The 11,684-nt window shown below is 67.6% G+C and carries 8 protein-coding genes and 1 pseudogene; 2 read left to right on the top strand and 7 right to left on the bottom strand.

What is annotated here, in order from left to right; genetic code table 11:
• Positions 1 to 31 precede the first annotated feature (31 nt).
• Together ACFWAY_RS03800 and ACFWAY_RS03795 are read right to left on the bottom strand one after the other, a co-directional pair.
• A complete protein-coding gene (locus ACFWAY_RS03800; protein WP_378509839.1) occupies positions 32 to 3,268 on the bottom strand; it encodes an arabinosyltransferase domain-containing protein in 3,237 nt (1,078 codons plus the stop codon).
• Positions 3,269 to 3,327: 59 nt separating this feature from the next.
• Positions 3,328 to 3,588, bottom strand: coding sequence for a helix-turn-helix domain-containing protein (locus ACFWAY_RS03795; protein WP_378454412.1), 261 nt, complete (start codon positions 3,586 to 3,588; stop codon positions 3,328 to 3,330).
• A 54-nt stretch (positions 3,589 to 3,642) separates the two neighbouring features.
• Here ACFWAY_RS03795 and map point away from each other — a divergent pair.
• Positions 3,643 to 4,405: pseudogene (gene map, locus ACFWAY_RS03790) on the top strand (type I methionyl aminopeptidase).
• A gap of 7 nt (positions 4,406 to 4,412) precedes the next feature.
• Here map and ACFWAY_RS03785 read toward each other — a convergent pair.
• Positions 4,413 to 6,203 carry a glycosyl transferase gene (locus ACFWAY_RS03785; RefSeq protein WP_378509838.1) on the bottom strand — a complete coding sequence of 597 codons (1,791 nt, stop codon included), beginning with the start codon at positions 6,201 to 6,203 and terminating at the stop codon, positions 4,413 to 4,415.
• Between the two features lie 214 nt (positions 6,204 to 6,417).
• Here ACFWAY_RS03785 and ACFWAY_RS03780 point away from each other — a divergent pair, with 214 nt between their 5' ends.
• Positions 6,418 to 7,119: an MspA family porin gene (locus ACFWAY_RS03780; protein ID WP_378454409.1), complete on the top strand. Its 702-nt coding sequence runs from the start codon at positions 6,418 to 6,420 to the stop codon at positions 7,117 to 7,119.
• On the opposite strand, the gene ACFWAY_RS03775 is transcribed toward ACFWAY_RS03780, so the two are convergent.
• From ACFWAY_RS03775 to ACFWAY_RS03760, 4 genes are all read right to left on the bottom strand, one after another.
• Entirely contained in the window at positions 7,116 to 7,391 is a 276-nt protein-coding gene (locus tag ACFWAY_RS03775) for a hypothetical protein (RefSeq protein ID WP_378454408.1), read from the bottom strand. The genes ACFWAY_RS03780 and ACFWAY_RS03775 overlap by 4 nt on opposite strands.
• 111 nt (positions 7,392 to 7,502) lie before the next feature.
• Positions 7,503 to 9,395 carry a galactan 5-O-arabinofuranosyltransferase gene (locus ACFWAY_RS03770; protein WP_378509837.1) on the bottom strand — a complete coding sequence of 631 codons (1,893 nt, stop codon included), beginning with the start codon at positions 9,393 to 9,395 and terminating at the stop codon, positions 7,503 to 7,505.
• An 11-nt stretch (positions 9,396 to 9,406) separates the two neighbouring features.
• Positions 9,407 to 10,168, bottom strand: coding sequence for a decaprenylphospho-beta-D-erythro-pentofuranosid-2-ulose 2-reductase (locus ACFWAY_RS03765; protein ID WP_378454406.1), 762 nt, complete (start codon positions 10,166 to 10,168; stop codon positions 9,407 to 9,409).
• On the bottom strand, positions 10,168 to 11,601 hold the full coding sequence (locus ACFWAY_RS03760; protein ID WP_005248821.1) for an FAD-binding oxidoreductase: 1,434 nt from the start codon (positions 11,599 to 11,601) through the stop codon (positions 10,168 to 10,170). Before ACFWAY_RS03760 ends, ACFWAY_RS03765 begins: the two co-directional genes overlap by 1 nt.
• Between the last annotated feature and the right edge of the window lie 83 nt (positions 11,602 to 11,684).

The following is an 11,684-nucleotide window of genomic DNA, read 5'->3' as shown; positions in this document are numbered from 1 at the left end:
TATTGCCGCCTACCAGAGGGTAGGGGCACTTCTAGTAGTAACGCACCGGTCCGGCCGACCAGGTACCCGACCTGGTCACCTGTTCGGATTCGACCTGCGCGGGCGTCGCCGACTCGTCGAGCGGTGTATACCGCTCGAGCGAGCCCCAGTCGCGGTCCCAGTCGTTCGACAGGTAGGTGGCCAGGGTGCTCGCCGACAGCAGCTGGTCGGTCCAGCCCAGTGGGCCGCCGCCGAACTTGTCCTGCCAGGCATTCGTGGACTCGGCGCCGATGCGGTCGGGGAGCACACGCCACTGCGGGACCTCGGCGACGCCGTAGCGGTGGTCGAAGGGGCGCTGGCAGGGGAACGCGAGGCCGACGGCCCAGTCGAGGAGCACGGGGTCGCTGGAGCCGACGACGGTCTGCAGAGTCTGCATCGTCGGCACCCGGGGCGGCGTGACCGCCAGCCACTGGCCGGGGTCGGTGTCCGGGTCGTCCGCGACGAGCCGGACCGTATTCGCCTCGGCGGGCAACTGGTCGAGCGGCACGCGCAGGTTGCGCCACGACGGGGACGGCCCGATGTCGATCGGGTCGACGGTGCCGAGCGCGGTGACGGACCCGTCGGGGCCGGTGACCCCGTACTCGACCTTCAGGCTCTGGCCGGGGGTGACGACGCCGTCCGCGTCGACCGACCGGATGCGTCCGGCGGCCGAGATGGTGAGGATCGGTGCGTCGTCGCTGCGGTCGGGCAGCCCGTACCAGCCGGTGGTGAGGGAGGCGGGTTTCTGCTCCCCGCCCTGCTGGTAGCTGCCGAGAACCGGGGTTCGGGCGGGATCGAGGCCGAACGGCAGCGTCACGGTGCTGCCGTTGACTCCGGCGGTGGCCTCGGTGCCGCCGCCGGTGCCGGAGCTGGTGCCCGTCGTCGTCTCGTCGGTCTCGGTGTCGACGGTGTTGGCGCCGCCGGTGGCGATCTTCTCGGAGTCGGCGGTGAGGTCGTCGGCGATGCCGTTGGGGGTGAAGCCCTCCGCGGAGGTCGTGCCGAATGCGCCTGCGCCGTTCGGGTCGGTGACCGGGGTGAGCTGCTGCAGCAGGGCGGCGGTGGGGTCGGTCTCGACGAGGACCTCGTCGGCGAGCGCGCACGAGTTGCCGGTCACCGACTCGATGTTGGCCTTCGCGATGGAGTAGCCGGGGTACTGCGCGACGGCCCCCTTCAGCAGTGACAGCACCTCGAACAGGACGACGGCACCGGCCGCGACGGTCAGCGGCGACGGCGCGAGCATCCGGGCACGCTTGCCGTTGGGCTTCTTGCCGCTCTCGTACGGTTCGCGGACGTGGTACCAGGCGGCGAGGAGCAGCGTGAGCACCGTGAGGCCCAGGAACAGTGTGGAGAAGCCCTTGCCCGCGATCATCGGCGGCTTGTCCCACCACGGGACGCCGTAGCTGGACACGTACCACCAGCCGTTGGAGCTGGTGAACGCAACCGCGAGGATGAACAGGACACCCGCGGCGAACAGGGTGCGGTTCCGTTTGGAGCGGATGCTCGCGGCCCCCACCCCGACCGCGGCGAGCACCGCGACCGAGCCGGCGAGACCCGCGTACACACCGAAGTGGTGCGTCCACTTGGTGGGCGTGAACATCATCAGCAGCAGTGACGCGAACACGATGCCGAGGATGCGGCGGGACGGTCCGATCGCGGTTCCGGGCACCTTCCCCTTGCGCAGGATCAGCATCACGCAGACCACGACGCACAGCAGCATCACGAACACGCCGAATCGGCGGGCCAGCGAGCCGTCGGGCGAGATCCCCATGAGCGAATCCCAGCGCAGCCGCTCGTCGAACCACGCCACGTTGGGGCCGAGGGCGGTGCGGACGCGCGTCGACTCGAGCACCGTCGCCAGTGTCTGATCCGCGAAGACGGCGACCATCACGACTGTTCCCGCGGCGAGGATCGGCAGGATCTGGGACGCGAATCCCACCCGGTGGCCCCGTGTGATCACGATCTGCAGGATCGGCCGCGCACCCGCGATCAGGGCGGCGATACAGATCAGGCCGGACGGTCCGGCCGCGAGGGAGAACGCGGCGATGAGCACGGCGACGGCACCGGGGAGTAGTCGTCCGGTGGCGATGGCGCGCTCGATCGAACACCACGTGAGGAGGGCGCCGAGCGCGATCACCGGTTCGGGGCGCAGTCCGTTGTCGTACGGCAACCAGAACGCCAGGAAGACCAGTCCGCCGGTCCAGAGGGCAGTTCTGTTGCGGCGCACGGCCACCCCGAGGCGGGGAATGACCTCCCGGCTGATCACCATCCAGCAGAGCAGCGCGGCGAGGAGCGTCGGCAGCCGCATCCACATGCTCGCGGTGCTCACCTTCGCCAGCGCCGCGAGGAGTTCGTACGACCACCCGAACGGCGCCTCGGGGACGCCGAACCAGCGGAAGTAGTTGGCCATGTAGCCGGAATGCTCCGACACCCGCGCCATGCCGAGGAGGTAGCCGTCGTCGGACGTGTTGGCGCCGACCACGTGCCACAGCAGCAGCGTCCCGATCACGACGGCGTCGACACCGGTGAACTTCCACCAGTTCGCGGGCAGGAAGCGGCGGGCGCGGCGGCCGTCGATGCCGTCCACGCGGTGCAACGCGTACAGCGACGTCAGCGTCGCGAGGACGCACACGATCATCGCCAGCAGTTTGAGCAGGGTGGGGCTGGACGAGAATCGGGAGTCGGGGTGGACGTGCACGTTCAAACCTGCCGGCGCCGCCCCCTGCAGGTCGGTGAACAGGCCGACCATCTGCGGACGCTGATCGCCCTCGACGGAACCGGCGAGTGGTTCGGCGGTGCCCGTGATCTCGGCCGACGTCCGCCGGTGGTCGGACGTGACGGTGAGGGCGGTGCAGCCCTGGAGATCCGCGGCGTCTGCCGAGATCAGGGAGATGCCGCGAATCGTGACATCGACCGTGCCGCCGGCGCCTCCCTTCACGACGAGGCCGTTCTTCTCGAAGTCGGGCGCCCGATTCGGGAGCGTGGAGACGACGGTGCCGCCGTCGGGTCCGAGTTGCGTGAACACCGTGCAGGGCACGTTCACCTGCATGTCCAGCGGCGTGTACGAGACCAGCGGCGCCTCGACGCTGTTCAGGGTGCCGTCCTGCGGCCAGTCGATCGTCGCGGCGTCCTGCTTCACCGGCAGGAACGGGGTGGCCAGCGCGAGCACGAACCCGATCAGGCCGGTGACGATCGCGATGAGCCGGGAAGTGCGGATGGTCCGAAGGTCAGGCAGCGGGGGTTGGGACGGCACAGAACGATGTTAGGCGATTGTGGCTCCGCCACCCGTGAGTACTTGTTAACGCCCGGCGGTTAATAAGTACTCACGGGACCGAAGGTCACGACCGCGGCGACGTCGTCGAGGGAGAGGTCGAGAACCCGGGCGACCGCGGCGATCGTGAAGAACGCGGGTGTCGCGATGCGTCCGGTCTCGATCTTGCGCAGGGTTTCGACGGAGATGCCCGCGTCGAGTGCGACCGCGACCATGCTCATGTCTCCCCGCGCGGATCGCAGCAGCTCACCCAGCCTCTGCCCGCGTTCGAGTTCCTCTGCTGTCAACGGCACACGCACCATATGTCATATAGTAATACCGGTATAGAAATTGGATCCAGGCGTGGAGGGTGAGTCGTGGTCGAGTTGAAGACGGCGGCCGAGGTGCAGGCGATGCGCGCGGCGGGCCGGGTGGTGGCCGACGCTCTGGCCGCCGTGCGTGAAGCGGCCACGATCGGGGTGACGCTCCAGGGCCTCGACGCGGTCGCCGCCGCAGTGATCCGCGACGCGGGGGCGGAGCCCCTGTTCCTGAACTATCACCCGAACTGGGCGCCCAGCCCGTTCCCCGGGGTCATCTGCGCGAGCGTGAACGACGCGGTGGTGCACGGAATTCCCGGCGAGTACCGACTCCGCGACGGTGACCTCGTCAGCATCGACTGCGGCGCCAGACTCGCCGGCTGGTGCGGGGACGCCGCCGTGAGTTTCGTCGTGGGAACGGCGGACCCGGCCGACGTGGCACTCGTCGAGGCCGCCGAAGCCGCTCTCGCGCACGGCATTGCGGCCGCCCGGCCGGGAAACCGGTTGGGCGACATCGGTGCCGCAATCGGACTGTTCGCCCGCGGCGCGGGGTACGGGATGCTCGCCGACCACGGCGGGCACGGCATCGGCAGGCAGATGCACGAAGATCCGCACGTGCCCAACGAGGGGCGCGTCGGCAAGGGAATGCTGCTGCGTCCGGGGATGGTGCGCGATCGAACCCATGCTCATCGCCGACGGCACCGACGACTACCGGCACGAGGCCGACGGCTGGACGCTCCGCACGGCGACGGGCGCCCGTGCCGCGCACAGCGAGCACACCGTCGCCATCGGTGAGGACGGGCCGGAAGTGTTGACGCGGTAGGGCTTTCCTACGTCAGCGCTCGCACGTCCCACACCCACACCCCGTCGACCGGCTTCGCGGGCGACCCGACGAGCTCCTGGACCGTCTCGCGCAGAACGCGATCGTTCTGGGTGTGCGGTAGAACCAGGACGTCGGCGTTCCAGAACTTCAGGTCCGTCAGTGCCTGGGCTTTCGTCGCCTCGTCGATGGCAGGCACCTGGCCGGACGACTGTGCGGACGCGAGCAGCAGCGCGGTGGGGCGGTCGTCGGGCCCGTACTTACCCTGCTCCTCGCTGCCGGCCGGACCGACGAAATACCCACCGGCGATGGGGAATCCGAGATCCTGCTCGGTCTGCCAGCGCAGCATCCGCGCGTTCTCCGGGGAGGGGAGCGGCACCGTGACGACCGAGCCGTCGGTGACGTACTCCCGCCACGTGCCGTCGGCGAAGAAGCTCGGTGCGGTGTCGCGCTGCACGACGGCGAGCGGGGTGGGCGTCAGCGGAAGCAATGCCACCGCGAGCCAGCCGACCCACAGCAGGGTGGTGGTCCGCTGACCCTCGCGGGCGGACGCCAGGGCGCGGTCGGTGCCCAGCGCGAGCAGCAGGGCAGCGGCGGGCAGGCAGCCCATCGCGAAGCGCGATTCGAGAACGGATTCGAGGAGCGGCAGGTGTGAGATCAGCGTCCACGGCAAGGGAATTCCGGTGTCCCAGCCGCCGATCGTCAGCGACGTCCCGAGCGACAGGACGCCCATCACGGCCACCGTCGCGGCCGCGGCGCGAGCCAGCGGCATGCGCCACAGCCACAGGGCCGACAGGCCGAGGAGAATCAGCAGGGGCCAGCCGAAATACGCGTTCTCCTCGGTGGCGTTCATGCTGAACTCGGCGGACCCTGGCTCGCCGGCCAGCGAGGACGTCGGAAAGCTGGTGAACGCTTCGGTGTCGTTGCCGACCGGGCCGTGTTCGATCGCCCGGTAGCTGTCGGGTCCGAAGAACTGCCACCACAGGGGCACGGCGGCGATGGCCAGCGCGATGCCGCCCGCGATCGCGAAACCCTTGATGCTGTGCTTGGCCGCAACGAATGCCGCTCGCGGACGCGACGCCGCGAAGGCGGCACCGAAGACCGCGAACGCCAGCGCGTAGATCAGCAGGGGTTCTTCGCCGAGGAATATCTGGTAGGCGATCAGCAGGCCCAGTACGATGCCGTCGCGCACCGAGCGTGCCCCGCTGCCCAGTCTGATCACGGCCAGCGCGATGAAGGGCAGCAGGAACAGGGCGACGAAGTTGGGGTGCCCGTTGGTGTGCGAGATCAGGGCGGGTGCGAAACCGCACAGGCCGCCGCCGACGGCGGCCGCGAGTCGCGACGACACGACATGCCGCGAAAACACCCAGTACCAGGCAATTGCCGTGCCCGACAGGCCAAGTGTGAGCGCGAGGGTGAAGGTGACGTTCGGTCCGAACAACAGCGTGACGGGCGCCAGCGGAATGCTGATGCCGAACATCGCCGTGTTGCCCATGAGGTTGACGCCCAGCGGGTAGTTCTGCAGGTCGCTGGAGAGCGGATTCTCCAGATGCACCATTGAGCGGGCCGCGACCGCGAAGAACCACTCCCACATCGTCTGGTCCTGGCCGCTGCGCACCAGATAGCCGGTCCCGAGGTGTTTCCACTGGCGGGCCAACACGAATGCCGCGAGGCCGACGTAGAAGACGACCACCGCGGCATCCGCCGGGTGCGGCCGGAGACGGGAGCGGAGAGGGCGAGCGGTGGTGCTGGTGCTCTCTGCCTGCCGAGTGGTCTCGACCTGGGTGAGTATCTCAGTCACGCAGCAGCGCCTCCGGTTCTCGGGTCGATGTCAATCGTCCGAGGGTACCGGAGGTCGCTGAGAGCTTCCTGGGTTGCATTCGCGTGATTGTTGCGTGTATCACATCAAGTTGATTTGTGAACTTCTGATCAATACAGGGATATTCTCCTGCCCCACTGGTTACGCTCAGCATGCTTTTTCGTATCGGTTGCAGTGCACTCTGAATGGGGTCGGCATGACGGACATCAGCACATCTCGATTTGGGTACAAACGGTTTACACGGACAGTCGCAGTCGCAGGTATTGCGGTGCTTGCCATGGTCATGGGCAACGGCACGGCCTCGGCCGGCGTGGACAATTCCAGCTCCGTGATCGACGCAAAGGGAAATCGCATCGAAGTCGTGCAGGGCGACACGGTGTATCAGGTCGTACCTCCGCTGGACGGCGTACCCACCAGCGTGGAGTTCTTCCACAACGGTTACGCCGGGGTCGCCATCACCGGACCGAACGCGGAGGAGTTCGAGGGAACTCAGCTCACCGTCGGCTATCAGATCGGTTACCCGGTCGCACTGGCGGGCGCGACGATCGTCCTGAACACGCCCGGACTCGGGTTCGCGATCGGGTCGAGCAACGGAATCAACCTGGGACTCGTCCCGGACTTCACGCTGGACCTGAACGCAGGGACCAACGCGGAACTTGCCGGTGACATCATTCCGTCGCAGGAACTCGACATCGACCTGGAGCCCGGTGGAATCACCACCGTTCCGATCCTCGAGGGTCAGGAGTTCGACGGATCGGCGGCTGTGGTCAGGATGCAGGGAGTTCATGGCTCCATCTCCGGTGCTCTCGGGCCGGTCACCATCCGTCCGTACGCTATGGCGGTCACTTCGAACGGTGACACCGTGATGACTTACGGTGTGCCGCAGAAGCTCAACTAGGCAGCCCGCCCGACAGGGTGCCTGACAGGGGTCGCCGGACTGATGTCCGGCGACCTTTGTCGACTGACATGGACGGCGATGTCGCCTGTGATCCACACGGCGGCACCGAGCAAGGCGATCACGAAAAGCACCCAGTGCCCGACGTAGACACCGACGATCGTTCCGATCGTCACGGCGAGTCCGGCATGCACGACCACATCACCGCCGGCGGTGCCGAGAAGATAGTCTTCGGCACCGCTTCCGGCACGTCGAGGCTCCTCTGCATCCGGCATGACCGCTCCTCGCGACGACCCGACAATTCCCCTCGGGGAACGGAAAATACCCGTTTCCCTGATTGGGTGCGGAATTCCCGCTGTAGGGCGAGATAAACTTGAACAGACCGATCAGTTTCTTGTGACGACCACGAACGGTCCGGTCTCCGACACCGTGAATCGCGGGTCGTCGAACAGTTCCTTCGGGAACGTGACGGTGTAGCGGCGCACGTTGGGATCGTTGGGATACACGTCCTCGGCGAGACGCAGCGTGTACCCGTCGGGGCCCTGGCGGAACACGAACGCGTCGGGGGCGCGCCACGGTGCCGCGTCGAGTGCGGCCACCAGCTGATCGGGCGTCTCGAGCTCGCTCCACTCCGCGATCACCCGTGCGCGTCCGGCGAAGTCCGCCAGGGGATTCGAGTAGTGCGACGTCAGTGCCTGGAACCCGAGGTAGGGGTAGAAACTGAGGAAGCTGGTGTCGGCGGTGAGGACCACGGTGTCGTCGCGGTCGCGGGGGACCTGCGCCTGGACCAGTTCGTCGACTGCGGCGTAATGGGCGGCGGCGCCCGGTGGGCGCTGGTCGGCGCGTTCGCCGTTGCCGTCGGTGTCGGTGTAGGCGACGGCGATGTCGGAGTCGAGGAACTTGGGGATGTTCTGGACGAACGACAGCGCGCCCAGCACGCCGATCACCAGGACCGCCCCCTTGACGCGCGGGTTGTCGCTGGTCGCGAGCACGAGCCATCCTGCGAATTCGACGAATCCGAAGACACCTGCCGCGCCGAGCAGGACGATCAGCACAGGCTCTAGCCGGAACGAGAGAAGGGTGCTGCCGAGCACCGTGAACGCCATCGACAGCAGCGACCACAGGTAGATGGCCACCACCCCGACGCCGAGTGCCTGCGCGCGCCGCGACGTCGACGCGCGGGCGACGAGCCAGATGGTGCCGAGCAGGCACAGTGCCCCGGTGAGGGAGAAGTGGATCATCGGCAGCGGTAGATGCGCGCCTGCCTCGGGCAGATAATGCAGCGCTGTTCCCGACGCCGCGGGCGAACCGCCCACGACCTTCAGCAGATACGGTAGCCAGACGGTCAGTGCGAGAAGCCCGGACACGGCGGCGATCACGATCAGCCGGACCAGCGGATCGATCGCCGCCCGCCACGACTTCTGGGCGCGTATCCGCAGGGTCGCGGCCAGCAGTGCGAGCAGGGTGATCGCGAAGGCGGCGAGTCCGAGATACAGCGTGTAGAACGTGGCTGCGAGGCCGAGGAACAGTCCGGTGCCGATCACGGCGCCCCAGCCGCCGCGTCCGTCGACACGATTGAGCCCGCCCCAGGCGAGGACGAGTGCGGGACCGATCAGCAGGGTGATGACGGCGCCGTACGGTTCGGGTGACCCGTAGGCCAGAACGAGTGCCGTGGTCGCGAGGGACACGACGATGGCCAGGTCGTGGCGGATCAGGTTGCTCCACAACACCAGTGCCACGACGGCGGCGACGGCGAGTGATCCGATCGCGTACGGCTTGAACGCTTCCCAGCCGTCCATGCCGAGGAGGTTGGCGACGCGCCCGCCCATCCAGAACCAACCGGCCGGGTAGTACGGCGGCAGGTCGGCGTACGTCATGTCGCGCAGCGCCGCCGAGTCGGTCAGCCGCGTGAGGTACTCGGTGCGGAACTCCTGGTCGACGGAGACGCCGTGCAGGTAGAGCTTGGTGGCTGCGAGAGGCAGACCGAGGGTGACGGTCACGAACCCGGACAAGCTCGCCCACGACAGCAGCCGGGCGAACCGCGGAGCCCGGTGCAGTCGCACGAGCAGCACCGACACCGCGATTCCCGCGATGGCTACGACCTGGCCGACCGTCGTGACGGCCTGGGTCACGTTGGACGAGTTGAACGCCGGCCACTGCACCCGCGCGAACGCGAACAGTCCGACCGCCGCCACCACTGCGGCCACGACGGCCCCCAGCAGCATTTCGACAGCTGTCGACAGGGACCGTCGGGCCGGTGCTACGTCTGCTTCCGTCACAAGGGCGAAGCTTAGATGGGCAGCTTCTTGAAGATCGGTCGCGGGATGTGCCGCAGGATCATCATCACGTAGCGGAAGGCGCCGGGCGCCCACACGAGTTCCTTGCCCTTCTCCGCCGACGTGACGGCGAGCTTGGCCACGTCTTCCTTGTTCACGGTGAGCGGGGCTTCCTTCACGTCCGCGGACATGCGGGTGCGGACCTGGCCGGGACGGATGACGAGGACGCGCGGACCGAACTCACGCAGTGCCTCACCGAGTCCGAGGTAGAAACCGTCGAGTCCGGCCTTGGTGGATCCGTACACGAAGTTGGAGCGGCGCACGCGCTCGCCTGCGGCGGACGACATGGCGATGATCTGGCCGAAGCCCTGTGCCTTCATCTTCTCGCCCACGAGCACGCCCACCGACACCGCGGCCGTGTAGTTGACCTCGGCGATCTGGACGGCCTTGCGCTGGTTCTGCCACAGTTCCTCGGCGTCGCCGAGCAGGCCGAACGCGACGATGGCGACGTCGACGTCGCTCTTGGCCCACGCTTCGTCGATGACCTTCGGGTGGCTCTCGGTGTCGACGGCGTCGAAGTCGATGACGTCGACGGCGTTGGCGCCGGCCGCCTTCAGTTGGGCGACGGCGGCATCGCGACCGGGATCACCCGGCAGTGCGGCGAGGATCACCCGCATCGGCGCCTTCTTCAGGTACTCCGCGCAGATGGCGAGGCCGATCTCGGAGGTGCCACCGAGCAGCAGGAGAGTCTGGGGGTTCCCGACAGCGTTGATCACTAGAGTTCCAACCTTCTGGACATATCGGAGGCGAAGACATTGGTGGGGTCGTACTTGCGGCGGGTGGCGATCCACTCGTCGATCCGTGGGTACATGGCGTGGAAGGTCTCGGCGGTGGTGCGCGAGTCCTTGGCCGTGTAGAGGCGGCCGCCGAACTTCAGGACACGCTTGTCGAGTTCGGTGACGAACTCGTTCAGGCCGGGCTTGATGCGGAAGTCTACGCAGATGTTCCAGCCCGGGATCGGGAAGCTCAGCGGGGCCTGGTTGCCCTCGCCGAACAGCTTGAACACGTTGAGGAACGAGTAGTGCCCCGACTTCTGGATGTCGCGGATGATGGCCTTGAACTCCTCGACCGCGGTGGTCGGCACCACGAACTGGTACTGCAGGAATCCGTTCGACCCGTAGGCGCGGTTCCACTCACCGAACATGTCGAGCGGGTGGTAGAACTGCGTCAAGTTCTGAACCTTGTCGCGGTAGGTGCCGGACTTCCGGAACCACAGCTCGCCGATCATCGAGAAGTTGAACTTGTTGGCGAGGCCGTTCGGGAAGACGTCCGGGAACGTCAGCAGCTGCGGGGCGTCGAACGCGAGGGGGTTCTTCTGCAGCTTGGCCGGCAACTGGTCGAGCTTCGCGAGCGAACCGCGGGAGATCGCGGCGCGGCCCAGCTTCGGCGGCGCCGCGATGGCGTCGAACCAGGCGCTCGAGTACTCGTAGTTGGATTCGCTGCCGTCGCTGTGCAGCGCGATGGTCTCGTCGAGCGTCTGGGTGACGTCGCCGTCGGCGATGAAGTACGCGGTCTCGGTGGGCGTCATCTTGATGGTGGCCTTGAGGATGATGCCCGTCAGGCCCATACCGCCGATCGTCGCCCAGAACAGTGCGCCCTTGGGGTCGTTGCGGCCGCCCTTCGGCGTCAGCGTGCGCACCTTGCCGTCGGCGGTGAGCAGGTCCAGCGACACCACGTGGTTGCCGAAGCTGCCGGCGCTGTGATGGTTCTTGCCGTGGATATCGGAGCCGATGGCGCCGCCGATGGTGACCTGCCGGGTACCCGGCAGCACCGGAACCCACAGACCGAACGGCAGGGCCGCCTTCATCAGCTGGTCCAGGTTGACGCCGGCGTCGACCTCCACCAGGTGGGTGTCGCGGTCGATGCGGTGGATCTGGTTCAGCGCATTCATGTCGATGACCAGGCCACCGGCGTTCTGCGCCGGGTCGCCGTAGGAGCGGCCGAGGCCGCGGGCGATCACCCCACGCTGCAGGTGAGCGGGCTTCGACTCGTTCTGCTCCGCGACCTGGGCGACCGCTCGCGCGATCACCTCCACGTCGGGAGTGGACAGCACCTGCGCGGTGGTGGGCGCGGTGCGTCCCCATCCGGTGAGGGTGCGGGTCTGTGTGGGGAGCGCCTGGGTGGGCGTCTCTTCTGCTGTCGTGGACATCGAGGTAGAGGGTACCCGGACGCCGACCCTGCGGGCCCCTGCGTGCATATCGACCGCGGGCGGTCGACAAGTACTCGCGGGGC

This window comes from Rhodococcus sp. NPDC059968, assembly GCF_042738615.1.
Taxonomy (GTDB): domain Bacteria; phylum Actinomycetota; class Actinomycetes; order Mycobacteriales; family Mycobacteriaceae; genus Rhodococcus_F.
The sequence above is the reverse complement of the archived record's forward strand: the minus strand, read 5'-3'. Positions and strand labels throughout refer to the sequence as shown.